Origin of the sequence: Nocardia concava NBRC 100430 (assembly GCF_000308815.1) — a bacterium.
In the GTDB taxonomy this organism is placed as follows: Bacteria; Actinomycetota; Actinomycetes; order Mycobacteriales; family Mycobacteriaceae; genus Nocardia; species Nocardia concava.
Genome location: NZ_BAFX01000205.1, coordinates 60535 through 87459, shown reverse-complemented (window position 1 = coordinate 87459; position 26925 = coordinate 60535). Strand labels below are relative to the sequence as shown.

Here is a 26925-nt window from a genome sequence, read left to right as displayed (position 1 = left end):
ATGCGCGCGCCGCGCGAATAGCATGGTTTACCAGCAGATTTCAGCAATGCCCCGGCAAATGCGAAATGCCACCGAACCAATCGGGCGGTTCGGTGGCATTTCAAATTTTGCGAGCTATTAGCTCATCTGCGGGCGGATGCCCTCACGACTGTCCGGACAGTGTGAGCACCTCTGCCAGGGGGCGTGATTCATCCGCGCAGGCCTCGCTGTCGAGGACGGCACCCCGAGCCATCAGATCGCGAGCCGCACGGAACTCCGCTGCCCGGCCGATAGCCACGACACCGCTCACTCGCCCCTCGCGCAGACCGATGACAGTGGCATCGCCGGACTCGACAGCGCCTCGGACGATCTGCTCGTCATCGGCCCGAATATGCCCCGCGAACTGGATGTTTCGCCCGTACTGCATGGACCATCCCCAGGCGATCTCCTCGGCTGCCCGAAGCTTTCCGAGCATCGATCGAGCCGCCCCCGCACCCTGGGATTGCGCGCTGTTCCAATGCTCCTCGCGCCGATACTCCCCCGCCGCCGGATCGAATCGACTCGCGGCATCCCCCGCCGCGAACACCCCGGCGGCCGAGGTCCGATAGCACTCATCCACCCGAATTCCGTCGACGACAGCCAGTCCGGCGGTCTCCGCGAGCGAAGTGTCCGGGACAGATCCGATCGCCACCAGCGCGGCGGCCGCATTCCAGGCCCGGCCGTCGGCCGCCGCCGCGACCACCTGTGCCCCGCCGTGCCCGAGGTGGGTCAGCAGGACATCGGTATGAATCGCGACCCCGTTGTCCGCGTGCAGCTTCCGCACGAACTCACCGACCACCGGCGGCGCGACCCGCTCCAACGGCAACCCCGCCGCGTCCAACACGGTGACCTCGGCCCCGAGCCCCCGCGCGGTTGCCGCGACTTCGCACCCGATGAGCCCGGCCCCGACGATCACCAGCGACCCTCCCCGCCCGATCGCCTCCCGCAAGACCTCCGCATCCGCCCGGCCACGCAGCGTCAGAATCTCCCCGCCCCCACCTACGCCGCCGTAACCGCCACGGATCGTGGCACTTTCGGCCCGCTCGTCAGCTCCGCCCTCGTCCGCGGCGATCCCGGCACCCCTGCGGCCGAGATCGCCGCGCGCGGCGGTGCCGTCGGGAGCGACACGCAATGCCCGCGGGCGGGCGCCGGTCGCGAGCAGCAGGCTGTCGTAGCCGATGGCCGTGCCGTCGGCGAGCCAGACCAGGGCCGGACCGGGGTCGATGGACTCGACCCTGGCACCCAGGCGCAGGTCGATGTCATGGGTATGCCAGAAGTCATTGGGCTGCAGCAGAGTTCGGCGATCCTCGACCGTGCCCGCCAGGATCTCCTTGGAGACCATGGGCCGGCGGTAGGGCGGTTCGGGTTCCGCGCCGAGCAGGACGATCTCGCCGGTGTAGCCCTCGGTGCGCAGGGTGCGGGCGGCGGTGGCTCCCGCGACGCCCGCACCCACGATGACGATGCGGCCCGTCACGCGCGGCTGACCTCGACCATTTCGAAATCGGATTTGGCCGCACCGCAATCCGGGCAGGACCAGTCGTCGGGAATGTCGTCCCAGCGGGTGCCGGGTTCGATGCCGTCCTCGGGCCAGCCCAGGGCCTCGTCGTATTCGAAGCCGCACTGCAGGCAGCGGAAGAGTTTGTAGTCAGTGTTCACGGCGGTGTCCTGTCGGGACGGAGGTGGGTTCGAAGTCGACCTTCTCGCGGACCCCGCAGTCGGGGCAGCACCAGTCGTCGGGGATGGCGGACCACGGGGTGCCCGGCCGGAAGCCTTCGCGCGGTGCGCCTTTGGCCTCGTCGTAGACGTAATCGCAAACGGGACAGCGGTAGGCCGACATCACGCCACCCCGTACTTCGCCAGCACGCGGGCGCGCTTGCGGGGCTGGATGTTCACGCGGGTGATGTCGCCCGAATAGTGGTCGAGCACCCGGTGATCCATCACCCGCCGCCACAGTGGCGGGAAGTATGCCAGCGAGATCATGCTCGCGTAGCCGCTGGGCAGGTTCGGCGCGCCGTCCATGCTGCGCAGGATCTGGTAGCGGCGAGTGGGATTCGCGTGATGATCGCTGTGCCGCTGCAGGTGGTAGAGGAAGATGTTCGTGACGATGTGGTCGGAATTCCAGCTGTGCTCCGGGGTGCAGCGCTCGTAGCGCCCCGATGCCGTCTTCTGCCGCATCAGCCCGTAGTGCTCGAGGTAGTTGACCGTCTCCAGCAGGGTGAATCCGTAGATCGCCTGGATCACCAGCCAGGGCAGCACCGCCGGGCCGAACACCGCGACCAGCACGCCCCACAGCACCACCGACATCAGCCAGGCGTTGAGCACGTCATTGCGAATAGTCCACGGCCGCTTGCCCAGTCGCTCCAGCCGCTTGGCCTCGAGCTCCCACGACGAGCGCAGGCTCCCCCACACGCTGCGGGGCAGGAACGCCCAGAAGGTCTCGGCGAAGCGGGCGCTGGCCGGATCCTCCGGGGTGGCGACCCGCACGTGGTGCCCGCGGTTGTGCTCGATGTAGAAGTGCCCGTAGAACGTCTGGGCCAGGGTGATTTTCGACAGCCAGCGCTCGAGTTCGTCCTTCTTGTGGCCGAGTTCGTGCGCGGTATTGATGCCGACACCGCCCATCACGCCCATGCTCAGGGCCAGGCCGAGCTTGGAGATCAGGCCGAGGCCGCCGTCGATGCCCAGCCAGGACAGGTCGCTGGCGGTCCACAGGTAGCAGGCGGCGGCGAGGCTCAGCAGCTGGAACGGGATGTAGGCGTAGGTGCAGTAGCGGTAGTACTTGTCGTTCTCCAGGTACTCCATCACCTCGTCGGGCGGGTTCTGGCCGTCCGGGCCGAAGAAGCGGTCCAGCACCGGCAGCAGTCCGTAGACCAGCAGCGGGCCGATCCACCAGAAGACCGGCGACACGGCCGACCACCCGATTTCATTGAATGCCCAGATCAGGGCGACGGCGAGGAAGAGGGCGGTCGGCGGGACCAGGCCGAACAACCAGAGATAGCGCTTGCGGTCGCGCCACTGCGGGCGCGGAGCAGATTCCGTCGTCGCCGATTCTCGGCTGCGAGACGTCGTCATTGCCGTACTCCTAGCGTTTACACTTTCCGAAGAACTGTATTCATTAGATACAGAGTGACGCAGTCTGTCAATGACAGGACGAAAGGCGAGCCCATGTACGATCGGGGCGTGGTCGAGACGCCGAACTTCCAGACCGAGATGCGGCAGCTGCTGCGCGAGCGGATCATCGACGCGGGCCGGCGCATAGTCGTCACCGAGGGCTGGGGCGCGGTGAACATGTCGCGGCTGGCCAAGGAGGTGGGCGTCAGCCGCCCGGTGCTCTACAAGGAATTCGCCAACAAGCACGAGCTGGCCGAGGTGGTCATCCGGCAGGAGGTCGACACCTTCCTGGTGGGCATCGCCGCGAGCCTGGCCGCGCATCCGACGGATGTGGCAGCGGGCTTTACCGAGGCGGTCGAGTACACGCTGCGGACGGGCGCCGACAACACTTTGCTCAAGGCGGTGCTGGCCGGACGGTCGGCGACCGACACCGCCCTGCTGCCGGTGCTGATGACCGAGACCGAGCCCGTGCTCGGGCGCGCGATCACCGCGTTGACGGCCGCCATCCGCGCGCAGTACGGGCTCGCGGAGATGAGCGACGCCGAACTGGGTTCGATGACCGAGGTGTTGGTGCGGCTGGCGTTGAGCCATCTGTTCCAGCCGACCGGCCCGATCGATCGCGCGGTCGAGCAGATCCGGCTGGTGATCGTGAGCGCGTTCGGCGCGGCGTTGGAATCGGTGTCCGAATCCGCCGCGCCGCAACGCGATTAGCTACTTCAGCGAGGCGGCCAAGCGCGTCGCGTTCATATAGGCGATGGCCTCGATACTGACCATCGGGTTCACCCCCGAGGCGGTCGGGAAGCATGAGCCGTCGGCCACAACGATATTCGGCACATCCCAGGTCGCGCCATCGGGATTGGTGGCCGAATCCACGGGTGAGCCGCCCATGCGAGCCGAGCCCATGATGTGCAGCGCGCCCATCGAGCACCGGCCCGGCGCGTATCCGGCCGCCTCGGCCTGCGCCGCGAACTCCTCGTGCGAGCCGCTGACGCCGGGCTCGTAGCCGACCCCCGCCTGATGGCCCGAGAAGATCCGCCGCGCGCCCGCCGCCTCCAGAATGCTTGCGGCATTGACGATTCCGGTGTGCATGTGCGCCGCGTCGCGCGCCGAGATGCGGTAGTTCACCACCGCCTCGCCCTTGCGGTCGGTCTCCACCGAACCGTGGTCGCGGTCGCGGGTGATGATGCCGACGGCGACGGTATCGGCCAGCTTCAGCATTCGCTCGTGATGGGCGGCCGCACCGGTCCAGGCCTGGAAGCCGACCGACATGCCCGGAGTCATGGGCCCGGTCTCGTAGATGACGCCGTAGCCGTGGCCGTCGAGGTCGCGGTCCTGCTTGGAGTAGCGGGTCTGCATGCCGCCCTCCCACGGGCGGATCTCCTCGTCGAAGACGCCGAAAACCGCAGTGGCCGGGTGCAATCGGAGGTACTCGCCGATATTGCCGTTGGACAGGCCCGAGCGGCGCAGCAGGGCGGGGGTCTGGATCGCGCCGGCCGCGACGACCACCGCGCGGGCCCGCACGGAGATCGAATGCCCCTGGGTTGTCACGGCTTCCACGCCGGTGGCGTTGCCGTTCTCGACCACGATGCGGCGCACATCGGTCCCGACGTAGAGCCGCGCGCCGTGTTCGGCGGCATCGGCCAGCCAGGTCTTGACCACCGATTGCTTGGCCCCGACCCGGCAGCCGAATCCACAACGGCCACACTCGATCCCGGCGTCACAGGCGTCGCCGACATTGCGCGGCAGCGGCTCGACGTGCCAATCCAGTTTGCGCAGACCACGTTCGAGGATCTGGTCGCGATGCGAGGCCGGCGAGTGGTCGGTGTTCACGCCGAGCCGGGCGACCACCGCATCGAGGGCCTCGGTGTACTCCTGCTCGGCGAACTGCTTCGCGCCGATTCCGGCCCATTCCTCGCGGACATCGTCGGGGGTGCGGAAGGAGGTGGTCCAGTTGACCACCGTGCCGCCACCCAGCGCGGTCCCGGCCACCAGACCCAGCTGCCCTTCGGCGGTGGCGGCGGGCCCCGGCGCGTACAGCCGCAGGAAGCCCTCCTTCTCCCCGATGCCGAAATCCGGATCGTCGAGGTACTCCCCGCGTTCCAGCACAACCACATCCAGTCCGGCCTTCGCCAGCACCGCCGCGGCCGTCCCGCCGCCCGCACCCGAGCCGATGACCACCACATCGCACGTCACGCTGGTGTCCGCGGTCGGCCGCTCCGGACTCAACCCACGCTTCGCGCCTTCCAGCGGTCCGAATGCGGGCGGTACCCCCATGCGCTCCCACACCGGATTGGCTCCGGTCGGTCCCGGCGTCAGGTAGTAGGAGGTGACCGCCGCCCCCTTCAACGCCTGAAACAGCGCCCGCTTCTTCTCGATCCGCGAGTTGGCCATCCCCAACAGCCACCGCTCCCGCTCCGCGGCGCTCAACCGCGAGAACTTCTTGAAGCCCGCACCGTTGATCAGCCCGAACAGCCGCGAATCCCACACCCGCATCAGGATTTCGAACTGCTTGCGCTCCGCCTCGCGCGGATTACGCCCGAGCAGTTCGGTCACGGTGTCGACCACCCCCAGCTCCGAGGCCGACAGCAACTCACCCCCGTCCCCCGGCGTGAAAGCATCACAAATCATCCCGAGTGCGGCACGCCCCGCCGCGTCTGAAGCCATGCCGCCATCATGGCCCACCCACCCGCCCCTGTCCCGCCAATTGCCGCACACCGCCCTCAGTTGCCAGGTCCGCGATACCAGAGACACCGAGTACCGTCCGGTCTGCTACTCGCACACGATGTCCCACCTCTGGCGGTAACCAGCGCGGGGCGAATCCGCAGATTGGCACGATTCGGCACTTCTGCGCATCGGTCGGCCGTGCGACAGTGGTCCGCACCTGATACCGATGACTGGATGGCGGGCGAAGATGGTCGCATTGTGGGTGGTGCTGCCCTATGCGTGTGTCGCGTCGTGCGGCATCGGGCATATCTGGCGCTATCGGCGCGACGGGTTTCTCAGGTATCTGTACGGCCCGCACGTGGACCGGCTGCAGCGGTTCGGCATCGTGGCGCTGCGGGCCGGGATACCGGCGCTGTTCCTGATCCGGGTCGCCGAAATGCTTGTCTCCGGCCCTCATTCGCGCCCGAACGCCGGGGTCGCGGGTGTGCTCATGGCCGCGCAACTGCTCGCGTGCCCGCTCACCATCGCCGGTGCGGCACTACTGCTGATTCCGCCGCTGATCGCCGCCGACGTCCGCCACCGTGTCACCCCCTTGGACCGCATCACCCTGCCGCTGCTGGTCGCGGCGCTGGTATCGGCCGTCCTGGTCACCTTCGGCGCCCAGTCCACGGCGGGCCAGTACCGCACCGCCGAAACGCTTTTCGCCTGGGCGCGCTCCCTGCTCACCCTGCACCCCGACCCCTCCGCCATGCTGCACGCCCCCGCGATCTACCAGGCCCGCGGCCTGATCGTCATGCTCCTCATCGCCATCTGGCCCTACACCCGCCTGGCCGGAATCCTCACCGTCCCGGCCCTGCGCCTGCTGCGCCAGCTGGATCGCGGCCCGGCCGCCGCGCGCTTTCCTTCCGCCCCGATCGTCTAACCGGGCGCTAGAGTCGGACGCCGAGCGGTTCGCGAGTTCGCCCACGTCCGGAGGGGAGCCACCGTCATGCACGATGATCGCCGGTTGATCGAGGATCGGCTCGGGCGTGTGCTCGGGGGGCGGATAGCGCCGGCGGTCTATCGGGAGTCGGTGCCCCTGCGGGCGTCGATGTGGACAGCGCCGGGTGAACCGGTCAGTGTGGCCGAGGGATTGGCCGCGCCGCGCACGCCGGTCGAACCGGGGGCCCGGTGGGGTGCGCCGTGGAGTACCAGCTGGCTCACGGTCGAGGGGACGGTGCCGCCGGAGTGGGCGGGCAAGATCGTCGAGGCGATCATCGATCTCGGGTTCGACGGCGGGATGACCGGATTCCAGTGCGAGGGCCTGGTGTACCGGGCGGACGGGTCGCCGGTGAAGGGGCTGCATCCGCAGAACAAGTGGGTGCGGATCGCGACTCCGGCGGTCGGCGGGGAGAAAGTGCTGTTCCATGTCGAGGCGGCGGCGAATCCGGTGATTCCGTTCTTCGGGCCGACCGCGCTCGGCGACAAGGAGACCGCCGGGAGCGAGCCGCAATACCGTTTGGGCCGAATGGATCTCGTGGTCTTCGACGAGACCGTCTGGCAGCTGGTCCAGGATCTCGAGGTCCTCGGCGAGCTCATGCACGAGATGCCCGAGGATCCCGCGCGACGCTACGACATCGTGCGGGCCATCGAGCGCGCACTGGACGCCGTCGATCTGCGCGACGTCAACGGCACGGCCGCCGCGGCCCGGGAGTGCCTGACCGAGGTGCTGGCCCGGCCCGCCATAAGGTCCGCGCACCGGATCTCCGCGGTCGGCCACGCGCACATCGACACCGCCTGGCTCTGGCCGCTGCGTGAAACCGTGCGCAAGGTGGCGCGCACCGCGGCGAACATGACCTCGCTGCTGGACGAGGAGCCCGACTTCATCTTCACCATGTCCCAAGCGGCGCAATTCGATTTCCTCAAACAGCACCGGCCCGAGGTGTACGCGCGCGTCAAGGAGGCGGTCGCGGAGGGCCGGTTCGTGCCCGCCGGGGGCATGTGGGTGGAATCGGATACGAACATGCCCGGCTCCGAGGCCATGGCGCGGCAGTTCGTGCACGGCAAGCGGTTCTTCCTCGAGGAGTTCGGGATCGACAACGAGGAGGCGTGGCTGCCCGACACCTTCGGGTTCGCGGCCGGGCTGCCGCAGATCATCAAGGCGGCCGGATCGAAATGGCTTTTGACGCAGAAGATCTCGTGGAGTCAGACCAATACGTTCCCGCATCACACGTTCCTGTGGGAGGGCATCGACGGGACCCGGATCTTCACCCACTTCCCGCCGGTCGACACCTACAACTGTTCGATGCAGGGGCGCGAGATCGCCCATGCGGCACGCAATTTCAAGGAAAAGGGCCGCGCGTCGCGCTCGCTCGCCCCGACCGGCTGGGGTGACGGCGGCGGCGGAACCACCCGCGAGATGGTCGCCAAGGCCGCCCGCATGCGCGACCTCGAGGGCTCCCCGACGGTGGTGTGGGAGACCCCCGCCGACTTCTTCCGCGCCGCCGAGGCCGAGTACGCGAATCCGGCGGTGTGGGTGGGCGAGCTGTACCTGGAACTGCATCGCGCGACCCTGACCAGTCAGGCCAAGACCAAGCAGGGCAATCGGCGCAGCGAGCATCTGCTGCGCGAGGCCGAACTGTGGGCCGCCACCGCGGCCGTGCGGGCGGGCCTCGACTATCCGTACGCGGAGCTGGACCGGATCTGGAAGACGGTGCTGCTGCACCAGTTCCACGACATCCTGCCGGGATCCTCGATCGCATGGGTGCATCGGGAGGCCCGGCAGACCTACGCCACCGTGGCCGCCGAGCTGTCCTCGATCATCGAACGAGCGCAATGGGCGCTCGGCGGTTCGGCTTCCGGGCCCAACGTCTTCAACCCGGCCCCGCATGCGTGGCGCGGCATCCCCGCCGGTGGCGCCGGGCCGGAGGACACGGGCCGGGCCTGCTCGGTGACCGAGCGCGCGGACGGCGGGTTCGTCCTCGAAAACGACGTCCTGCGTGTCGAAGTCGACGCCCGCGGCCTGATCGTCTCCATGCACGACCTCGAAAACGACCGCGAGACCCTGCCGCCCGGCTCCCCCGCGAATCTGCTGCAGCTGCACCCGGATCTGCCGAACTCCTGGGATGCCTGGGACGTCGACCTGTTCTACCGCAACCGCGTCACGGACCTGACCGACATCGATTTTATTGCGGCGGAACCGGATTCACCGTCGGTCACGGTGCGCCTGGGCCGCAGCTTCGGATCCTCGACCGTCGAACAGACCCTCACCCTGCGCCCCGGCGCCCGCGCCCTCGACGTCACCACCACCGTCGACTGGCACGAGACGGAGAAATTCCTGAAACTCGCCTTCCCCCTCGACATTCACGCCGACCGCTACGCCGCCGAAACCCAGTTCGGCCACCTCTACCGGCCCACCCACACCAATACCGGCTGGGAATACGCGAAATTCGAGGCCTGCAACCACCGCTTCCTGCACCTCGCCGAACCGGGCTGGGGTGTGGCGCTGGTCAATGATTCCACCTACGGTCACGACCTCACCCGCACCGTCCGCCCCGACGGCGGCACGACCGTCACGGTCCGTGCCTCACTGCTGCGCGCGCCCCAATTCCCCGATCCCCAAACCGATCACGGCACGCACACCTTCCACCACAGCGTGGTCCCGGGAGCCTCGATCACCGATGCCGTGCGTGAGGGCTATCGAATCAACCTGCCACCCTTCACCCCCGGCGTTGCCGAGCCGGTCGCTCCCCTGTTCACCCTCGACAATGACGACGTGGTGACCAGTGCCGTCAAACTCGCCGACGACGGCTCCGGCGATGTGATCATCCGCGTCTACGAGGCCGCGGGCGCCCGCACCTCGGCGTTGCTGACCCCCGAATTCCCCACCACCGGCCACACCCGCTGCGATCTGCTGGAACGCGCGCTGCCCGGCGACGACGCCGCCACTCCGGAGGGTCGCGGAATCCGGTTGCGCCTGCGGCCTTTCCAGCTGGTCACCCTGCGCTTCGCCCGGGCCTGAACAGGCCGGTCAGTGCGTGTCGATCGCGGCCGACGCCGTGGTCGACTCGATCCCGCGGATCAGCACTTCCAGCCCGAAGATGAAGTTGGCCTCCGCCGCATCCGCGGGCGTGGCGGTGGCCGGGGCCGCGGCGGAGTCGAAGGCGCCGGACGAGAACAGTTCGGCCGCATCGGGATACCGGTCCGCGGTGACCAGCCGGGCCATCTCGCGCCCGTACCGCTGCGCCGCGAGCGCCGGGTCGACGCCACCGGACTGCCGCCAGCCCTGTTCCAACTGCTGGGCCATCCGCGCGGAGGTGTTCACATACCCGCTGACCAGCGTGAGAATCCCGACCTTGGTCATGCGGTCGAGCGGGAGCGGGCGCATGGCCCGCAGCCCGGCGTCCATCCACGCCATGGCATTCGGGCCGCGCGGCGGGCTCGAGGTCGGCAGATCGGCGAGCCAGCGGTGCTCCTGGTAGGCCCGCCACAGTCCGCGCGCCCACCGCTGCAGACCCTCGCTCCAGGATCCGGCCGCAACCGAGTCGATGTATTCGACGGCAAAAGCGCTGTCGCCCATGAGAATCAGCAGCTCGTCCTTGGAGCCGACATAGCGGTACAGCGACATGCCGGTGACGCCGAGCGTCTCGCCTATCTTGGGCAGGGTGACCCCCGCGAGCCCGTATTCATCGGCCATCGCGACGGCGGTCCGCACCACCCGCTCCACATCCAGGGCCGCGGGACGTCCCAGGCGCGAACCGGAACCGGTGGGTCGACGCCACAACCGGGCCAGGTCCTCCGGCAACTCCGCGTCCGACATGCCCTGCGACCTCCTGATCCGCTGCGGAATTCATACTATACAGCCACATACTTTGTCTTCTATAGTTTGTCTGTCATAGAAACTCGGAGCAGATCCGGAAGAAGAACCGTCATGACAACTACCCGAGGCACTCTGCCCGGCGTCATCGCCCTATTGGCAGCCTTGATCTCCACCGCACTGCTGGCGGGCGTGTACTACGCCTACGCCACGTCGGTCATGCTGGCGCTGCACAAGTTCGACGACAAGACCTTCGTGGAGGTCTTCAACAAGATCAATGTCGTGATCGTGAACCCGGCCTTCATGCTCAGCTTCCTGGGCTCGGTCGTCTTCTCGATCATCGCCGCGCTGTTCTTCCTGCGCGGCGACTATCGCCCGATCCTGCTCTGGATCATCGTGGCCGTCGTCCTCAATATCCTCAGCCTCGCCATCAGCGGAATCTTCAATATCCCGCTGAACAACGACCTGGCCACCGCCGACAATGCCACCGGCCCGATCGACTACGCCGGGCTGCGCGACCACTTCGAAACGCCGTGGGTCGCCTGGAATCTCGTCCGCGGGCTGGTCAATACCGCCGCCGTCGGCGTCCTCGGGTGGGCCCTGGTGCAATACGGCCGGATCACCTCGGCCTGATCACACCTTTGTGCCGCACCCCACAGATCGGGTGCGGCACAGGGGTATTCGCGATCAGCCCATGAGTTCGTATTTGGTGACCATCTCGGGGTCGAAGGTGATGCCCAGGCCGGGGCGGTCGGGGATGTGGAGTTGGTTGCCGGAGTAGTGAAGACGGGATTCCGGGGTCAGGAGTCGTTCGAAGTTGTAGATGCCCTTCTCGGCGGCGAAGTATTCGACCACGAGGGCGTTGGGGATGGCGGCGCAGAGGTGGACGTGGAGGTTGTGGTGCCAGTGCGGTGCCATATGGAGGCCGAAAGTGGCCGCGGTGGACGCGATTCGGAGCCATTCGGTGACACCGCCCGCGACACCCGCGTCGCACTGCAGGATCGGGATCGACGCCTCGATCAGGGGGCGGAATTCCCAGCGGGTCTGATGGATTTCGCCGGTGGCCACGGGGGTGCGGATGGTGCGGGATAATTCGGCGTGGCCCGCGATGGACTCCGGGGACAGCGGTTCCTCGAACCACCAGAGGGGGCGATCGCCGGCGGCACGTTCGAAAGCCTGGATGGCGGTGCGGGCTTCGGCCGCGGAGCGGTAGGCGTTGTTGGCGTCCAGGGCGAGTCTGCCGGTGTCGCCGATGGTTTCGACGGCGGCGGCGACGCGGCGGGCGTCCTCGGGGATGGACAGGCCGCCGACCTTGATCTTGTGGTCGGTGAAGCCCTGGGCCGCATTGAATTCGATCTCGCGGACCACGGCCTCGGTCCAGGAGCCCTCGCCGGGGCGGTAGTAGCCGCCGGAGGCGTAGGCGGGCAGCGGATCGGTGGAACCGCCGAGGAAACTCGCCAGCGGCAGTCCGGCGCGGGCGGCCCGCAGGTCCCACAGGGCGATGTCGAGGGCGGACAGCGCGCGGATCACGGTGCCGCGGCGGCCTTCCAACAGGGTTTCCTGATAGGCGCGCTCCCACAGGCCCGCCACATCGTTCTCGTCCGCGCCGAGGTAGACCGGGGCCAGCAGGTCGTCGAGGGCGAGCTTGGCCAGCAGGCCCGCCCCGGTTCCGGCGTAGGCGTAGCCGACGCCGCTGTGACCGTCGGCCGTGGTTACCTCGACCAGCAGGTAGTGGCGAACGTTCAGCTCGCGGTTGGACATTCGGGTCGGCTGGTCGACGGGGACGGCGACCGCGCGGGTACGGATGGCGGTGATGGTCACGAGAGACTCCCGGGGGTCGACGCGCTGCGCACGGTCTGGACATTGGCGAATTCGGTGACGCCGTAATGGCTGAGCTCGCGGCCGTAACCGCTGGCCTTGACGCCGCCGACGGGCAGTCGGGGATCGGATTCGGAAATGCGGTTCACGAACACCGATCCGGTGTGCAGGCGGCGCGCCAGCCGGTCGATGGCCTCGCGGTCGGTGCCCCAGATGGAGCAGCTCAGGCCGTACACCGAATCCTCGGCGGCCGCGAGCGCCGCCTCCTCGGAGGTCACCGCGAGCACCGCGCCCAGCGGGCCGAAGGTCTCCTCGCGGAAGGCCGCCGAATAGGTGTCGCGCACCTGCACCAGGGTGGGCGGGAACCACGCGCCCGGACGCTTGTCGGCCTTGCCGCCGAACAGGATTCGCGCCCCGGCGGCCACCGTCACCTCCAGCTGCCGCCGCAGCTCGTCGCGCAGGTCCACGCGGGCCATGGGCCCGACATCGGTCCCGGCCTCGGTGGGCACGCCGTAGGCGAGCTTGCCCAGCTCGGTCACCATGGCCTCGATGAATTCGCCGAAGATCCCGCGCTGCACGATGATTCGCTTGGCGGCAATGCAGCTCTGCCCGGTATTGAGGAACCGCGACCGCACCGCGGCGGCCGCGGCGGCGGATACATCGGCGTCGTCGAGCACGATGAACGGATCCGAACCGCCCAGCTCCAGCACCGATTTCTTCACCACCCGTCCGGCGGTGGCCGCCACCAGCGCGCCCACCCGATTGCTGCCGGTGAACGCCACCCCCGCGATCACCGGATGCTCGATGAGGGGCGCCACCCGATGCGGCGGCAGCACCACGTGGGTGAGCACCCCGTAGCCGAAGGTCTCGTCGAACAGCGACTGGATCACCTTGGCGCAGCCGGTCACATTGTCGGCGTGCTTGAGCACCACCGAATTCCCCACCGCGACCGCGGGCAGCATCGCCCGGATGACCTGCCAGAACGGGTAATTCCACGGCATCACCGCCAGCAGCACGCCCAACGGCCGCAACCGCACCTCCGCGGTATCGGGCGAGACGTCGACCCGGTGCGGGGTGAGCAGTTCGGCCATGTGGTCGGCGTAGTAGTCGCAGACCAGCGCGCATTTGTCGATCTCGGCCCAGGCCTGGGTGATCGGCTTGCCCATCTCGACGGTGATGAGCAGCGCGAGATCCTCACGGCGCGAACGCAACAGCTCGGCCAGCACTCGGAAATCCGCGGCCCGGTCCGAGATCGAGCGCTCGCCATTGACCCGCACCGCCGATTGCGCACGGCGCAGCCGCAATTCGAGTTCGCGATCGGAGGTGAACCGGTAGGTATCGAGGGTGCGTCCGGTGGTCGGATCGACGGTCCCGATCACAGCGACACCTCCGCCGGTGACTCGATCCGGGCACGCAGCCAGTCCTGGAAGCGGCGGCCGATGACCACCGGATCCTCCAGCAGCTTGGGCACATTCGCCGCATTGCCGACCTCGATATGCACGTGCACCAGCACCGGGCCGGGCAGCTCCCGAGCCAGGCTCAGCGCGGCGGCCAGTTCCTCCGGATCGGCGGCGCGGTGCACCGTCCACCCGCTGGCCTCGGCGAGCAGTCCGAGATCGATGTCCTCGGAGTAGGTCGGCAGATTCGCTGTCGCGCCGTAGACGGCATTGTCCAGCAGCACCATCACCAGCTTGTCCGGGCGCAGGAATCCGCCGGTGGGCAGCACATTCGGGTTCATCAGCAGGGAGCCGTCGCCTTCGACCGCGATCACCTTCGGCACCGGGGTATCGGCCAGGCCGAGCGCGATCCCGGTCGCCACCGATCCGGCCAGGCCCATCGAGTCCAGCAGGTAGAGGTGATTGGGACGGTCCGCGACCGCGGCGAGTTCACGGCTCGAGGCCGCGCAGGTGACCACTACCGGCAGCTCGGCGGTGAAGTCGGCCACGACCCGGAGAGCATCGATGCGCCGCACGTCAGGCCGCCTTTCCGTCGGTGTTCCAGAAGTGGGCGAGCACGACGGCCGGCCGGAAGGTCATGCGCGCGTGCGTTCCCGCTTCGGTGACCACCGCCTCCCAGTCCGAAGCCGCACTGCGCCTGTCGATTTCGAACACCTGCATACCGAGGTCGCGCAACAGCGCGGGCGCGTGCTGACTGAAGGTGTGGATCATCGAGTTGTACTCCCCCAGCCCGCCCCGGGTGTTCGCCACGATCAGCAGCGGCAGGTGATAGGCGGTATTGAAGGTGGTGAGGGCGGTCAGCGCATTGCCGAAACCGTTGTCCTGCATGACGATCGCACCGAACTTCCCGGCCAGCGGCAGCGCGCCCAGCACGCCCGCCGCCTCCTCCTCGCGGGAGAGCGGAAAGACGGTGCGCGAACGGCCGTCCGCGCCGCCGCTGGTGTCCACGAGTGCGGCGATGACTGGTGCGACACTGACCGAGGGCACGTATCCGACCAGATCGACCTGCGCCGCCCAGATCCCCCGCGCGACCGACGCCGCATACGAATTGGGGTCCACAGCATGTCCTTTCACAGGGACCAACTGCCGAGTGGCAGTTCAATAATCATTCACAACATACTAATGAAGGTGAGTAGCATGCAACTGGTTGCCAGAAGTCAGCTGAAGCTCACCGGACGGATGGAACGGAGCGATCAGTAGGTGATCTGCTCACCCTCGGGCACCGACACCGACACCCAGCGCCGCCATTCGGCCACCAGGCCGCGATCGTTCTCGCTGCTGTGCGCGACCAGCAGATCCCCCGAGCGCACCAGATGCTTGCGCATGGCCCGCTCGGCCCCGAGGCCGTCGCGCTTGCGCAGCGCGTCGATGATCTCCCAGTGATCGCGCAGCGCGGTCTCGACCGGCTGATAGCGCGGCACGCTGTGCCGGCCGTCCAGGGTCAGGGTCTGGCGCAGCTCGCGAACGGTCTTGGCCAGCCGCTGATTTCCGCTCGCCGCCAGGATCAGATCGTGCAGCCGCTCATCGGCGGCGAAGTACTCCGCGCCGCCGTCGGCCAGCCGCTCCATGATGCGGTACTCGGCCAGCATGGCCTCGTCGTCACGGGAGGTCATGACCACCGCGGCACTGCGACACGCGGGCGGTTCCAACAGCACTCGCATACTGCACAGGTCCACGATGCCGCGCCCGTCCTGCCCGACCACCCGGGCGCCGCGATTGCGCTCGATGCGCACCAGGCCCAGATCGGCCAGCTTCAGCAGCGCCTCGCGCACGGGAGTCCTTGACGCGCCGAACATTTCGCCCAGCTCACGCGAGGAGTAGAGCACGCCGCGCTCCAGCCGACCCTGCCGGATGGCATCGCGGATCTCCTCGGCGATCACCTCGGCTTTGCTGTCAGCGGGCACATCCTGCGACACGAGACCTCTTCGGGAGCGAGCGACGGCGAACCGCCCGCGGCGGATGCCACGGGCGATTGCCCAGCCTAATAGGCGCCCGGGCGAACGGTTATCCGCCCACGCCGGGCGCGGGCTCGGACTCGACCGGTGCGACCCGGCGGCCCCGGGTCCGGACCGCCAGACCCGCCAGGACCAGCAGCGCACCGACATTGGCGAAGATCATCACGCCCATGGACAGGCCGGTATTGCCGTGCGAGGCGTCCTGGATCCAGCCGAAGGCATACGGGCTGACGAACCCGGCGGCATTGCCCATCGAGTTGATCAAGGCGATGCCGCTGGCCGCGCCCACACCGGCGAGATACGACGTCGGCACCGCCCAGAACAGCGGCTTGGCGGTCTGCGCGGCCATGGTCGCCACGATGATCGCCGCGAATGCGACGGTCGGAACGGACAGTTCGGCCGCGGTCACCACGAACGCGATCACCGAGATCCCGAGCGCGATCAGCACGGGTTTGGACGAGCGCTCGTCGCGGATGGCCCGGCCGGTCAGGTACATGCAGACCGCCGCGAGCAGGAACGGCACCGCCGAGAGCCAGCCGACCTGGAAGCTGCTCAGCCCGTGCCCGACCTTCTTGATCACCGACGGCATCCAGTAGGTGAGCGGGTACGCCCCGCACAGCAGCAGGAAGTAGGCGAGACACAGCGCGATGACCCGCCTGTCCTTGAGCGCGGCCCGGTGCCCGGACGGTGCGGCCACCGCGCGTTCGGCGTCCTCCTGCGCGAGGATGCCCGTCAGCCAGGCCTTTTCGCTCGGCTCGAGCCAGCGCGCCCGCGCGGGCGAATCGGTCAGGGTCAGGAAGAACAGCACGCCGAGCACGATCGCGGGTACTCCGCCGACCACGAATACCCAGCGCCAGCCCGCCAGCCCCAGCGCCCCGTCGAAGGCGTCCAGGATCCAGCCGTTGAGCGGCCCGCCGAGCACGCTGGCCAGCGGGATCGCCACCATGACCGTCGAAATCACCTTGGTGCGCTGGGCATTCGGATACCAGCGGCTCAGGTAGACGATGATGCCGGGGAAGAAGCCGGCCTCGGCCACGCCGAGCAGGAACCGCAGCACGCACACCGTGGTGAAGTTGGGCGCGAAGGCCGTCGCGGCGGCGATCACGCCCCAGGTCACCAGGATTCGGCTCAGCCAGACCCGCGCGCCGAACCTGGTCATGGCGATATTGCTGGGCACCTCGGCCAGGATGTAGCCCACGAAGAAGATGCCGGCCACGAAGCCGTACTGGGTGGCGCTCATCCCGAAGGCCTTGTCCATGCCGAACTTGGCGAAGCCGATATTGATGCGGTCGATGTAGCTGACGATGTACCCGATCACCAGGAGGGGCACCAGCCGGATCGTCACCTTGCGCAGGACGCTGGCGCCGAACGGCGAATCCTCTGGTCTGAGTACGACTTTGTCCATTGTTCCCTCCATGGACTGAGAACCGGCATGCCTCGCTACCGCAGCGTGGCATGCTCTACAAGATGAGTAGCATGCTACTCATCTTGTGACGGGGCCCACAAGGTTTCGAAGATTGAGAGGCGGCGCGGATCTGGCGATCCGCGCCGCCCCCGGACCTCAACCTTGGGCGGCGGTGAGCATGCGTTCCTTGCCCGCCAGCACGTGCGCCTCCATCATTTCGCCCGCTCGCTCGACGTCCCCGGCCGCGAGACAGTCCAGGATCTCGGCGTGCTGAGTATTGGAAATATGGCGTGCCGCAGCGGTTTCCAGGCCGTGGCGGCGAAACAGGTGCAGTTCCTTGGACACGCCGTCGTACAGCTCGGCCAGGCGCGGATTACCCGCCAGCGCCACCAGATCGCGATGCAGATCGACATTTCCCGGGTAGTAGTCGTCGGTGCTGGCTTCGGCCTTCGACAGCGCTTTCACCTTGTCGCGCAAGCGAGTCAGATCCTCCGGGATCACCCGTGCGGCGGCCAGCTTGCCCGCCAACCGGAACAGTCCGGCCCGGATGTCATAGAGCTGCGCGGCCTCCTCGACAGAGATCTCCCGCACGAACATGCCGCGGTTGGTACGGAATTCGACCAGCCGGCTGCGTTCCAGTTGCCTGCACGCCTCGCGCACCGGACCCCGGCTCACCCCGAGCCGCAGCGCCAGCGACGACTCGTTGATCCGATCACCCCCGGTCAGCACGCCGCCGATGATCATTCGTTCCAGCTCTTCGACGATGAGCTGCGGCAGCGAACTCGCCTGCCGCTCGGCCACCCGCTGCTGCAGGGCCGACATCACCTCCGGATCGTGGGCCATGGGGGTGCAGTATCCCCGCCGGAATCGTCAATTGCAAATCGTTGACAGTTGACAATTTGGCCGCGCACACTCGGTCCACCGGACAGCCGGAGCCACCGGCGACCGGAGCCGAGGGAGGCTTTGCGATGAGGATCAAGGACATTCGCGCCAGCGTGCACACCACCTCGATCGAGGTCCCGCTGCTGGACGAACGGGTCCGCGGCTACGGGCGGGAGGAACAGAAGGACTTCGTGTTCTGCGAGGTCGAGACGGATGAGGGGCTCACCGGCGTCGCGGTGACCGGGCATTTTCTGGCGCACGCCGTGGTGGTCGCCCTCGAAAGACACTTCCTACCGGCGGTTCTCGACCTGGATCCGCGCGAGATCGAGGCCGTGCACCAGCGGGTGTGGCAGCGACTCAACCCGCGCACCATGACCGGCGTGGTGTCGAGCGCGCTGTCGCTGCTGGATATCGCCTTGTGGGACATCAAAGGCAAGGACGCCGGGCGCTCGGTGGCCAGCCTGCTCGGCGGGGCGCGCACCGAGGTGCCGGTCTACGTGACCTTCGGGTTCCCGCAGTACGACCGCGAAACTCTCGCCGCCGCCGCGCGACTGCACGTCGAGCAGGGTTTCACCGCTCTGAAATCGGTAGTGGGCGTGGACGAGCGGGGCTGGCGCGAGGACGCGGCCCGGGTGCACGCCATCCGGTCGGCGGTCGGCGACGACATCGATCTGATGATCGACGCCAACTACCTGTTCGCCCCGAACGAGGCGGCCATGCTGTGCCGCGAGATCGAGGGGGACCACCTCACCTGGTTCGAGGAACCGTTGCAGCAGAACGATGCTCGCGCCCTGGCCGACCTGCGCGAGCGCACTCGCATCCCGCTCGCGGCCGGGCAGATGGAGGGCCACCGCTGGCGGCTGCGGGAACTGGTGGAACGCCGCGCCGTCGACATCCTGCAACCGAACGCCTGCTACTGCGGCGGTTTCACCGAGCAGCGCAAGGCCGCGCATCTCGCCCAGATCTACAACCTGCCGCTGGCCCACGGCGGCGGCTGGCCGCTGTTCAACCTGCACGCGCTGGCCGGGCTCATGAACGGCTGGCTGCTCGAGTGGCATGTCGGCATGGCCCAGGTCGGGCAGCTGCTGTTCCCGGACTCGCCGCGTCCGGTCGACGGCCGCCTGGCGGTGCCCGACCGTCCCGGTCTCGGCCTGACCGTGGATCGCGACGCGTTGCGCGACACGCTCGTCACGCAGCGATGAGGGGACGGCGAGTGTTATGGACACCCTCGGCACGACCAGCCTGCCCGCCGCAGAGCAACCCGACCCGAAGCCACGGTGGCGGCGGCTGATCGCCAGCACCAGCCTGCAAGTCCTGGTCGCCGCCGTCGCCGCGGCCGTATTCGGCATCGCCGCACCGCATTACGCGGCCGGGATGCAACCCCTCGCGACCATCTTCATCTCCCTGGTGCAGCTGGTGATCGCGCCGATCGTCTTCCTGGTCATCGTGACCGGGATCGTGACGGCCGGCGAGCTGAAATCGGTGGGCCGGGTCGCCCTCAAGGCCCTGCTCTACTTCGAGATCATCACCACCATCGGCATGCTGCTCGGCCTGGCCGCGGTGAACCTGCTGCGTCCGGGCAGCGGTGTGCCCAAACCCGAGCACGCCTCGGACAAGCTCTCCAGCTATATCAGCACCGAACAGCACAACACTTCGCTGACCGCGTTCCTGTCGAAGATGGTGCCCAGCAATGCCGTCGGCGCGTTCGCCACCGGCGGCATCCTGCAGGTGCTGATCTTCGCGGTGCTGTTCGCCCTGACCCTGCTCGTGCTGCCGGGCACGATCTCGGAGCCGATCACTCGCGCCTGCGGCGTCCTGAGCACCGTCTTCTTCAAGATGATCGCGCTCATCATGCTGCTCGCCCCGATCGGCACCTTCGGCGCGGTGGCCGCCACCGTCGGCAAGTACGGGCCCCAAACCCTCACGGCGCTGGTCAAATTGGTGCTGGTCTCGGTGTTGGCACTGGCGGTGTTCATCGCGCTGGTGCTCGGCATCGTGGCGCGGCTGGCCGGATTCCGGCTGTGGCGGCTGATCCGGGTGCTGCGCAAGGAATTACTGGTCGTGCTGGGCACCTCCTCTTCGGAGGCGGTTCTCCCCCAGCTCATGGATCGCCTCGAGGGCGTGGGCTGCCGACGCAAGGTCATCGGCCTGGTGGTCCCGGCCGGTTTCTCCTTCAATCTCGACGGTGTCGCCGTGGTGGTGCCGATCTGCGTGATCTTCATCGGGCAGGTCTACGGCGTCCCCATGACCGGGGCCGATCAGCTCACGTTGTTCGCGATCTTCCTGGTGCTGTCCAAAGGCACGGCGGGCGTTTCGGGTTCGGCGTTCGTGACGCTGGCCAATACCGTCGCCGCCACCAGCCTGGTGCCGATTGCCGGTCTGGCGCTGGTGCTTTCGGTGGATCGCTTCCTGTCCATGGCCCGCGCGGCCACCAATGTGCTCGGCAATGCCGTCGCCACCGTCGTGGTGGCGCGCTTCGAGCCCGGCGGGCTGGATCGCGGGATCGCCGCCCGCGAGATCGGCATGCGGCCCGCCAAAACCCCTGTCCCCCAACCCGAACAACTCTGAGGAGACCCTGTGCCACGCATTGTCGCCATCCATGAAGGCACCGTTCCGATCAGCTCGTCGATGAGCAACGCGTTCATCGATTTCAGCGCCATGGACTGCTCGGTCGTCGCCGTCGTCAGCGATGTCGTCCGCGACGGCGAGCCCGTCGTCGGCTACGGCTTCAACTCCAACGGCCGCTACAGCGCCGGGGAGATCCTGCGCCGCCGCGTCATCCCCCGGCTGCTGGCCGCCGACCCGGACACGCTGCTCACCGCGGACGGGCTGGCCGTCGACCCGGTCAAGGCCTGGGATGTCATGACCCGCAACGAGAAACCCGGCGGCCACGGCGAACGCTCGGTCGCGGTCGGCGTCGTCGATATGGCGCTCTACGACCTGGCCGCCAAACTCGCCGGGGTCCCGCTCTACCGCTGGCTTTCGCAGCGGTACGACCTGGGCGAGCCGGACGCGGATGTCTTCGTCTACGCCGCAGGCGGCTACTACGCCCCCCGCAAGGGTCTGCCCCAGCTGCAGGACGAGATGCGCGGGTTCCTCGACCAGGGTTACGACGTGGTCAAGATGAAGATCGGTGGCGCGGATCTGGCCGAGGACGTCAAACGGGTCGAGGCCGTCCTGGACGTCCTCGGCGGCGACGGGTCACGCCTGGCCGTGGACGCCAACGGCCGCTTCGATCTCGACACCGCCCTCGACTACGGCCGCGCCCTCGCGCCCTACGGTCTGCGCTGGTACGAAGAGCCCGGCGACCCACTGGATTTCGCGCTGCACGCCACCCTGGCCGAACGCTATCCGGGTGCGCTCGCCACCGGCGAGAACCTCTTCTCCCGCATGGACGCCCGTAATCTGCTGCGCTACGCGGGGATGCGGCCCGACCGCGACATCCTGCAGTTCGATCCGGTACTCGGCTACGGACTCGTGGAGTACCTGCGCATTCACGAGATCCTTCGACAACAGGGTTGGTCGGCACGCCGCTGTATTCCGCACGGCGGCCACCAGTTCGCGCTGCACATCGCCGCGGCACTACACCTGGGCGGCAATGAATCCTATCCGGGTGAGTTCCAGCCCACCGGAGGCTTCGCCGATGATGCCGTGATCGCGCATAGTCAAATTCGATTGCCGGACAGCCCGGGTATCGGATTCGAGGACAAGGCCATGCTGTACAACGTCTTCCGAGCATTACATGACTGAATGGCCCCGGGTTTTCACTTCGACCGCACGAAGCTGAAACGCCTACTGTCCTGATCCAGGGAACGGAAACTCATGACTTCCGTTCCCGGAGCCGGACATACGAAAGTCACACTCTTGACCATCGAGGTCGAGTTGTCGCCGGTACCGGCACCGGTCATACGCATCGCGGCCGAGAATCCACCCGAGGGAACGACCGCGTAAATGCCTTCGCCCGCCCCCAGCTGGGCGCTGCGGAAAGCGATGCCGCCGGTGCCGTCGAAACTCAGCACATTCGAGGGATCCTCGGCCGCGGTGAATTCCCCGCGGTAGTCCCCGAGCCCCGCACCACAGGTCCCCGAGGCCGCACCGAACGGCGCCGCAGCGCCCACCGCGGCACAAAACCCCAGCGTGAGGGCCATCGCGACAGCGATCCTCGAGCCCTGCCCAGCAGTCATCCCCGCTCCCTCCCGGTCACTTCCTTCCCGAGCAGTTGACCGCAGAACCGGGCGAATCAGCCGAAGACACGCCCGTCCGTTATCGAAACGTGTGCTGGCACAGTACATAACACAATAATCTGAAAACGGCCCATTCCGACCGATTAGTCCGTTTGGCGCACAAGCGAATTCGCGCATCTGTACAGATGATCAGCAGGTCGCGACACTCCCGGGGATGCAGGCATCGCACCAATTGTGTTGAGCTGGTTCTACCGTTGTTGGCATGACACGAAAGAAAGCCATCGGCCTGCTAGTCGGTGTGTTCGTTTGTGCCACCGTATTCACCCTCAACCCCTCCGCGGCGTGGGGCTCCGGCGAAATCGGATCCCCGCCCGCAGCCCCCGGAGCCTCGCCCCGAGCCTCCACCCCCGCGGGCGCCGGCGCTGTGCCACCGGCCCCCGAAAGGATTGTCCCCGTTCCGCCGCCGAGTGGCGGATTCCTCTGCCCCACCCCGTGATTCATTCCGTCAACGACGCCGGAAACATTAACTCCCAGAATGGAAGCCGAGAGACTCAGGCCGCGAGCGCCGACGACAGCCGGCGTATCGCGGCCTGAGCATCCTCCACATCGACGACTACGCGGGTGATATCCGAACCCGTCAGATCGATCAGCACCGCATTGCCGTCGAAACGCGTATCCCAGAATTCCTTGCGGCCCTTACCCCGGAAGATGCCCGCGGCGATCACGCCCGGGAAGAACGTGCCCGGCGCGCGCACCCACGGCGGGCGCAGATCCACCGGAGCCGGCGCGATCGCCTTGACCTGAGACAGATCGAAGGTCACATGATCGCGCAGCGCGAGAAAGCGGTGGGTTCCGGTGACCCGCACGGTCACGGTGGTTCCGGTGACGTCCAATTCGACCATTTCACACCTCACACGCTCGCCCGACACTGTTCTCCATCCACAGTGCCGGGCGTTTCTGGTCTAAGGCTGAGGGTTTCCTGGCCGTTCTCTCAGGCTTTGGCATCGGACTCGCCAGCGTGCCGCGAGGCCTGCGCACGCAGATCGGCCGCCATCTGCTCGGCCTGCGCGGTCAGATCCGCGGACAGCTGCCGGGCCTGCGCCTTCGCCTCGTCGCAGAGTTGCTTGATCTCGGCCTTGGACAGTCCTTGCTGCGGCTCGGCCTGCTTTGCGGCGTGTTCGGCGATCTGCGCGTGCGCCTTCACCGAGGCGGCCCGCATGATGCGCTCGGCCTGAATGCGGGCCTTGTCGGTGTGTCCGGCGATCAGATCGGCGAGGACGTTGTAGTTCGACATTGTTCTTCTCCCTGTGCTGGGAGCCGGTGTTTCCGGCTACGAGAAGAACAATGCGGCCCACCGCTGACAGCGCACCGACAGTGCGCTGACATGCGGAGACGACTCTCAGTCGACGGGCAGGGTGACGCCGTCCTCGACAATCTTCGCGGCCACCTCGGCCGGGAAGATATTGCGGAACAGGTACAGGTCGCGGCCGAGCTTCCAGCCGGGCGCCAGCGCCACCGCGTACCGCTCGAAGTAGCCGAGCTGCTTGCCCATCATCACCAGCTGCTGCGGACCCGACGCCCCGCGACGCTTGCCGAATTCGAGCAGCCGCGCCGAAACCACGCCCAGATCCAGCTTGTCGAGACTGCCCGAGAGCACCGGCCCCAGCGCCACCGCAAGCTGCCGCCCGATGGTCGCATCGTCACCGCTGTCATCGGAGACCAGGTCCAGCTTGCGCAGCGCGCGGGCCACGGGCCGGAAGTCGTTGTCGATGGAACTGGCGAAGAACAGCGCGCGCACGAACTCGCGCCACTCGTTCTCCATCCGCCCGACGATGCCGAAATCGAGCATGGCCACCCGGCCGTCGTCGAGCAGCCACAGATTGCCCGCGTGCACATCGCCGTGGAAAAGTCCGTGCACCGCAACCGATTCCATCCACGCCTTGACCAGACGGCGGATCAGCAGTTCCGGTTCGGGATGGGCGGCGCGGATATCGTCGAAACGGTCCAGCGGCATGCCGCGCATGCGTTCCATGCACAGCACCCGCGGCGCGCAGTACTCCCAATACACCTCGGGCACAGCCACATTGGTGTTGTCCCCGAAGGTGCTCAGATTTTCGCGGGCGCGGCTCTGGTTGTCGGCCTCGATCAGGAAGTTGAGCTCGGCGACGGTGGCCTCGTACAGATCCCGTACCACCGCTTGGGCATTGGCGACGCGCGCGTTCTCCGAACGCTTCTCCAGTGCCCGCGCCAGCCGCATGGCCGCGCGCAGATCCACGATCATGCGCCGCGCGATCTCGGGCCGCTGCACCTTCACCACCGCGGGGCGGCCATCGGCCAGCACGCACGCGTGCACCTGCGCGATGGAGGCCGCCGAGAGCGGCTCGTCGTCGAATTCCCGGAACAGCTCCGAGATCGGCTTGCCCAGATCGGCCTCGATGATGGCGCGGGCGTCCGCGGCCGGGAAGGGCGGCACGTCGTCGAGGCAGCGCAGGCAGGCGTCGGCCAGTTCGCGCGGGAACGCGCCCGGTGAGGACGCGATGAGCTGGCCCAGTTTCACGAACATCGGGCCCAGCGTCTCGAAGCCGTTCACCACGCCCTCGGCGGCGGCGCGCTTGCGCTTGGACGGGCGCAGCCCGCCGCGCACCACGCTGCTCAGCACCGAACCGCCCAGTACCGCACCCACGGTGGCGGTCCGCCGCCACTCGGAGAACCCGAAGGTGTCGAGGTCCGGCCGGATCACCTCGGGCGTCCCCGCTCGCACAGTCATAGGTGAGCTCACGGGGCGCAGTGTATCGCTGACTGTGTCTCCCTTCGCGTCACGGGCGGGCCGGGCGGTCGCCGAAACACGCGCCGACATTCCCACGATGGAGGGGCGAACGCTCGCGCCGAACGCGGGCGAGCACTGATTCCTCGGTACGAGGCCCGTCACCCCTTCGGGGAAAGGCGGGTTACCCGGGCGTTCAGTGGTTCGGAGTGGTAGCCGCACGGTACCGTGGGCGGTCGAGTCGCGATCCGGCTCGACACGGGCGCGATCGGGCCCGACCTGATGTTGGCGGAAAGGCAAGACCGAGGTAATGACGGGTACAGCGGAAAAGCTGGCGGAACTGCGCAAGCTCCTGGAGATCGCCGAAGAACCCACCGGCGAGAAGGGTATCCAGAAGCGCCTCGCCAAAGGCGTCGCCAGTGCCCGAGAACGGGTCAACATGCTGTTGGACCCGGGCACCTTCGTCGAGATGGGCGCGCTCATGCGCTCGCCCGGTAAGCCCAACGCCCTCTACGGCGACGGCGTGGTCACCGGTCGCGGCATGGTCGACGGCCGTCCGGTCGTGGTGATCTCCCACGATTCCGGCGTGCAGGGCGGTTCGGTCGGTGAGACCTTCGGCCGCCGCGTGCGGCTCGCCATGGAATTCGCCTACAACAACGCCTGCCCGGTCGTGGTCATCAACGACTCCGGCGGCGCGCGCATCCAGGAGGGCGTGACCGCGCTGGCCTGGTACGCCACCATGTGCCGGCTGCAGGAAGACCTGTCGGGCTACGTGCCGATGGTCGCGGTCATGTTCGGCAAGTGCGCGGCCGGTTCGGTGTACGGCCCGGTGAATATGGACGTGCTCGTCGCGACCGACGACTCGTACATGTTCGTCACCGGTCCCGAGGTCATCAAGGGCATCACCGGCGAGGACATCTCCGCCGAGGAGCTGGGCGGCGCGGCCGTACAGGCCCGCAACGGCCTGCTGCACCACGTGGCCAAGAACGAGTCCGCGGCCCTGGGCTGGGTCCGCGAGTACCTGAGCTACCTGCCCACCAGCTGCCTCGAGCAGCCGCCGATCGTCAATCCGGGCCTCGAGCCCGAGATCACCGACTCCGATCGCGAATTGGACCGGATCATCCCGGATTCCGACCGGCAGGGCTACGACATGCACGACGTGCTGCTGCGCCTGTTCGACGACGGCGCGTTCCTGGAGATCCAGGAGGCGGCCGCGCAGAACCTCATCACCGGCTTCGCCCGGGTGGACGGCCGGCCCGTCGGCGTCATCGCCAACCAGCCGATGGTGCTGGGCGGCGCGCTGGACGCGGCGTGCTCGGACAAGGGCGCGTACTTCATCCGGCTCTGCGACGCCTTCAATATTCCGCTCGTCTATGTCGTCGACACCCCGGGCGTGTTGCCGGGTGTCGAGGAGGAGCGCAATGGCGTCATCAAGCGCGGCGGGCGCATGTTCCGGGCGCTGATCGAGGCCACGGTGCCGATCGTCACCATCGTGACCCGCAAGGCGTACGGCGGCGGATACGCGGTCATGGGCTGCAAGGAACTCGGCGTCGACATCAACCTGGCCTGGCCGACCGCCCGCATCGCGGTGATCGGCGCGGAGGGCATGGTCACCGTCACCGGTAAGAAGACCCTGGCCGCGACTCCGCCGGAGAAGCGGGCGGAAGTGCGCCAGCAGATGGTGGACTTCTACACCGCGTTCCTCGACAACCCGTGGGTGGCGGCCGAGCGCGGCTACATCGACGCGGTCATCGAGCCCTCGTCCACCCGCCTCGAGATCCGCAAGGCCATGCGCCTGCTGCGCGAGAAGAACGCCGTGCGCAAGCACAACCCGCGCAAGCACAACCTGTTCCCGATCTAAGAACGGTTGCCCGC

25 protein-coding genes are annotated in these 26925 nt (G+C 67.8%); 8 read left to right on the top strand and 17 right to left on the bottom strand.

Annotation, left to right across the window (positions count from 1 at the left end; translation table 11 throughout):
* Window positions 1-142: 142 nt before the first annotated feature.
* Genes ON43_RS43260 through ON43_RS41330 form a run of 4 tightly spaced genes read right to left on the bottom strand, consistent with a single transcriptional unit; the run spans window position 143 to window position 3087 of the window.
* Complete coding sequence (locus ON43_RS43260; protein WP_051180197.1) at window positions 143-1492, bottom strand: NAD(P)/FAD-dependent oxidoreductase; 1350 nt, start codon at window positions 1490-1492, stop codon at window positions 143-145.
* On the bottom strand, window positions 1489-1674 hold the full coding sequence (locus ON43_RS41335; RefSeq protein WP_040816511.1) for a rubredoxin: 186 nt from the start codon (window positions 1672-1674) through the stop codon (window positions 1489-1491). Before ON43_RS41335 ends, ON43_RS43260 begins: the two co-directional genes overlap by 4 nt.
* Complete coding sequence (locus ON43_RS44290) at window positions 1664-1855, bottom strand: rubredoxin (protein WP_083914367.1); 192 nt, start codon at window positions 1853-1855, stop codon at window positions 1664-1666. The genes ON43_RS41335 and ON43_RS44290 overlap by 11 nt, the downstream gene beginning before the upstream one ends.
* On the bottom strand, window positions 1855-3087 hold the full coding sequence (locus ON43_RS41330) for an alkane 1-monooxygenase (protein WP_040816509.1): 1233 nt from the start codon (window positions 3085-3087) through the stop codon (window positions 1855-1857). Before ON43_RS41330 ends, ON43_RS44290 begins: the two co-directional genes overlap by 1 nt.
* A gap of 108 nt (window positions 3088-3195) precedes the next feature.
* On the opposite strand from ON43_RS41330, the gene ON43_RS41325 reads away from it, so the two are divergent.
* Window positions 3196-3837 (top strand): TetR/AcrR family transcriptional regulator, encoded by a 642-nt coding sequence (locus ON43_RS41325; protein ID WP_245569086.1) that lies wholly within the window; start codon window positions 3196-3198, stop codon window positions 3835-3837.
* Here the strand turns inward: ON43_RS41325 and ON43_RS41320 are convergent, their stop codons facing one another.
* Window positions 3838-5790: a GMC family oxidoreductase N-terminal domain-containing protein gene (locus tag ON43_RS41320; RefSeq protein ID WP_040816569.1), complete on the bottom strand. Its 1953-nt coding sequence runs from the start codon at window positions 5788-5790 to the stop codon at window positions 3838-3840.
* Between the two features lie 247 nt (window positions 5791-6037).
* Between ON43_RS41320 and ON43_RS41315 the strand changes: the two genes are divergently transcribed.
* Together ON43_RS41315 and ON43_RS41310 are read left to right on the top strand one after the other, a co-directional pair.
* Entirely contained in the window at window positions 6038-6712 is a 675-nt protein-coding gene (locus tag ON43_RS41315) for a respiratory nitrate reductase subunit gamma (protein WP_040816508.1), read from the top strand.
* Window positions 6713-6778: 66 nt separating this feature from the next.
* On the top strand, window positions 6779-9790 hold the full coding sequence (locus tag ON43_RS41310; RefSeq protein ID WP_040816506.1) for an alpha-mannosidase: 3012 nt from the start codon (window positions 6779-6781) through the stop codon (window positions 9788-9790).
* 9 nt (window positions 9791-9799) lie between these two features.
* Here ON43_RS41310 and ON43_RS41305 read toward each other — a convergent pair whose 3' ends face one another.
* On the bottom strand, window positions 9800-10588 hold the full coding sequence (locus tag ON43_RS41305) for a TetR/AcrR family transcriptional regulator (RefSeq protein WP_051180195.1): 789 nt from the start codon (window positions 10586-10588) through the stop codon (window positions 9800-9802).
* A gap of 111 nt (window positions 10589-10699) precedes the next feature.
* Between ON43_RS41305 and ON43_RS41300 the strand changes: the two genes are divergently transcribed.
* On the top strand, window positions 10700-11218 hold the full coding sequence (locus tag ON43_RS41300; protein ID WP_040816505.1) for an anthrone oxygenase family protein: 519 nt from the start codon (window positions 10700-10702) through the stop codon (window positions 11216-11218).
* A 54-nt stretch (window positions 11219-11272) separates the two neighbouring features.
* Here the strand turns inward: ON43_RS41300 and ON43_RS41295 are convergent, their stop codons facing one another.
* From ON43_RS41295 to ON43_RS41265, 7 genes are all read right to left on the bottom strand, one after another.
* Complete coding sequence (locus tag ON43_RS41295) at window positions 11273-12406, bottom strand: mandelate racemase/muconate lactonizing enzyme family protein (RefSeq protein WP_040816503.1); 1134 nt, start codon at window positions 12404-12406, stop codon at window positions 11273-11275.
* Window positions 12403-13782: an aldehyde dehydrogenase family protein gene (locus ON43_RS41290; protein WP_051180194.1), complete on the bottom strand. Its 1380-nt coding sequence runs from the start codon at window positions 13780-13782 to the stop codon at window positions 12403-12405. The genes ON43_RS41295 and ON43_RS41290 overlap by 4 nt, the downstream gene beginning before the upstream one ends.
* On the bottom strand, window positions 13779-14375 hold the full coding sequence (locus ON43_RS41285; RefSeq protein ID WP_040816502.1) for a thiamine pyrophosphate-dependent enzyme: 597 nt from the start codon (window positions 14373-14375) through the stop codon (window positions 13779-13781). The genes ON43_RS41290 and ON43_RS41285 overlap by 4 nt, the downstream gene beginning before the upstream one ends.
* Window position 14376: 1 nt before the next feature.
* Window positions 14377-14919, bottom strand: coding sequence for a thiamine pyrophosphate-binding protein (locus ON43_RS41280; RefSeq protein ID WP_040816501.1), 543 nt, complete (start codon window positions 14917-14919; stop codon window positions 14377-14379).
* A gap of 134 nt (window positions 14920-15053) precedes the next feature.
* Window positions 15054-15776 carry a GntR family transcriptional regulator gene (locus ON43_RS41275; protein WP_040816499.1) on the bottom strand — a complete coding sequence of 241 codons (723 nt, stop codon included), beginning with the start codon at window positions 15774-15776 and terminating at the stop codon, window positions 15054-15056.
* An 88-nt stretch (window positions 15777-15864) separates the two neighbouring features.
* Window positions 15865-17220, bottom strand: a complete 1356-nt coding sequence (locus tag ON43_RS41270) for an MFS transporter (protein WP_040816497.1) — start codon at window positions 17218-17220, stop codon at window positions 15865-15867.
* Between the two features lie 156 nt (window positions 17221-17376).
* Complete coding sequence (locus tag ON43_RS41265; RefSeq protein WP_051180192.1) at window positions 17377-18063, bottom strand: FCD domain-containing protein; 687 nt, start codon at window positions 18061-18063, stop codon at window positions 17377-17379.
* Between the two features lie 125 nt (window positions 18064-18188).
* On the opposite strand from ON43_RS41265, the gene ON43_RS41260 reads away from it, so the two are divergent.
* From ON43_RS41260 to ON43_RS41250, 3 genes are read left to right on the top strand one after another with little or no spacing between them, the layout of a single operon-like run.
* Complete coding sequence (locus tag ON43_RS41260) at window positions 18189-19304, top strand: mandelate racemase/muconate lactonizing enzyme family protein (protein WP_040816495.1); 1116 nt, start codon at window positions 18189-18191, stop codon at window positions 19302-19304.
* Between the two features lie 16 nt (window positions 19305-19320).
* On the top strand, window positions 19321-20670 hold the full coding sequence (locus tag ON43_RS41255) for a cation:dicarboxylate symporter family transporter (protein WP_051180190.1): 1350 nt from the start codon (window positions 19321-19323) through the stop codon (window positions 20668-20670).
* 9 nt (window positions 20671-20679) lie between these two features.
* Window positions 20680-21852, top strand: a complete 1173-nt coding sequence (locus tag ON43_RS41250) for an enolase C-terminal domain-like protein (protein WP_040816494.1) — start codon at window positions 20680-20682, stop codon at window positions 21850-21852.
* Window positions 21853-21866: 14 nt separating this feature from the next.
* On the opposite strand, the gene ON43_RS41245 is transcribed toward ON43_RS41250, so the two are convergent.
* The 4 genes from ON43_RS41245 to ON43_RS41230 form a co-directional block, all read right to left on the bottom strand.
* On the bottom strand, window positions 21867-22286 hold the full coding sequence (locus ON43_RS41245; RefSeq protein ID WP_157514446.1) for a hypothetical protein: 420 nt from the start codon (window positions 22284-22286) through the stop codon (window positions 21867-21869).
* A gap of 551 nt (window positions 22287-22837) precedes the next feature.
* On the bottom strand, window positions 22838-23188 hold the full coding sequence (locus ON43_RS41240; RefSeq protein ID WP_040816490.1) for a hypothetical protein: 351 nt from the start codon (window positions 23186-23188) through the stop codon (window positions 22838-22840).
* A gap of 89 nt (window positions 23189-23277) precedes the next feature.
* Window positions 23278-23580, bottom strand: a complete 303-nt coding sequence (locus ON43_RS41235; RefSeq protein WP_040816488.1) for a hypothetical protein — start codon at window positions 23578-23580, stop codon at window positions 23278-23280.
* Window positions 23581-23685: 105 nt separating this feature from the next.
* Window positions 23686-25053 carry an ABC1 kinase family protein gene (locus ON43_RS41230; RefSeq protein WP_040816487.1) on the bottom strand — a complete coding sequence of 456 codons (1368 nt, stop codon included), beginning with the start codon at window positions 25051-25053 and terminating at the stop codon, window positions 23686-23688.
* A 307-nt stretch (window positions 25054-25360) separates the two neighbouring features.
* On the opposite strand from ON43_RS41230, the gene ON43_RS41225 reads away from it, so the two are divergent.
* Window positions 25361-26911: an acyl-CoA carboxylase subunit beta gene (locus ON43_RS41225; protein WP_040816486.1), complete on the top strand. Its 1551-nt coding sequence runs from the start codon at window positions 25361-25363 to the stop codon at window positions 26909-26911.
* Window positions 26912-26925: the final 14 nt, after the last annotated feature.

Coding starts and splice junctions, on each gene's coding strand:
- ON43_RS44290 (WP_083914367.1), bottom strand. CDS start 1,855: ATGTCGGCCTACCGCTGTCCCGTTTGCGATTACGTCTACGACGAGGCC.
- ON43_RS41330 (WP_040816509.1), bottom strand. CDS start 3,087: ATGACGACGTCTCGCAGCCGAGAATCGGCGACGACGGAATCTGCTCCG.
- ON43_RS41320 (WP_040816569.1), bottom strand. CDS start 5,790: ATGGCTTCAGACGCGGCGGGGCGTGCCGCACTCGGGATGATTTGTGAT.
- ON43_RS41315 (WP_040816508.1), top strand. CDS start 6,038: ATGGTCGCATTGTGGGTGGTGCTGCCCTATGCGTGTGTCGCGTCGTGC.
- ON43_RS41310 (WP_040816506.1), top strand. CDS start 6,779: ATGCACGATGATCGCCGGTTGATCGAGGATCGGCTCGGGCGTGTGCTC.
- ON43_RS41305 (WP_051180195.1), bottom strand. CDS start 10,588: ATGTCGGACGCGGAGTTGCCGGAGGACCTGGCCCGGTTGTGGCGTCGA.
- ON43_RS41300 (WP_040816505.1), top strand. CDS start 10,700: ATGACAACTACCCGAGGCACTCTGCCCGGCGTCATCGCCCTATTGGCA.
- ON43_RS41270 (WP_040816497.1), bottom strand. CDS start 17,220: ATGGACAAAGTCGTACTCAGACCAGAGGATTCGCCGTTCGGCGCCAGC.
- ON43_RS41265 (WP_051180192.1), bottom strand. CDS start 18,063: ATGGCCCACGATCCGGAGGTGATGTCGGCCCTGCAGCAGCGGGTGGCC.
- ON43_RS41260 (WP_040816495.1), top strand. CDS start 18,189: ATGAGGATCAAGGACATTCGCGCCAGCGTGCACACCACCTCGATCGAG.
- ON43_RS41255 (WP_051180190.1), top strand. CDS start 19,321: ATGGACACCCTCGGCACGACCAGCCTGCCCGCCGCAGAGCAACCCGAC.
- ON43_RS41245 (WP_157514446.1), bottom strand. CDS start 22,286: ATGACTGCTGGGCAGGGCTCGAGGATCGCTGTCGCGATGGCCCTCACG.
- ON43_RS41240 (WP_040816490.1), bottom strand. CDS start 23,188: ATGGTCGAATTGGACGTCACCGGAACCACCGTGACCGTGCGGGTCACC.
- ON43_RS41235 (WP_040816488.1), bottom strand. CDS start 23,580: ATGTCGAACTACAACGTCCTCGCCGATCTGATCGCCGGACACACCGAC.
- ON43_RS41230 (WP_040816487.1), bottom strand. CDS start 25,053: ATGACTGTGCGAGCGGGGACGCCCGAGGTGATCCGGCCGGACCTCGAC.
- ON43_RS41225 (WP_040816486.1), top strand. CDS start 25,361: ATGACGGGTACAGCGGAAAAGCTGGCGGAACTGCGCAAGCTCCTGGAG.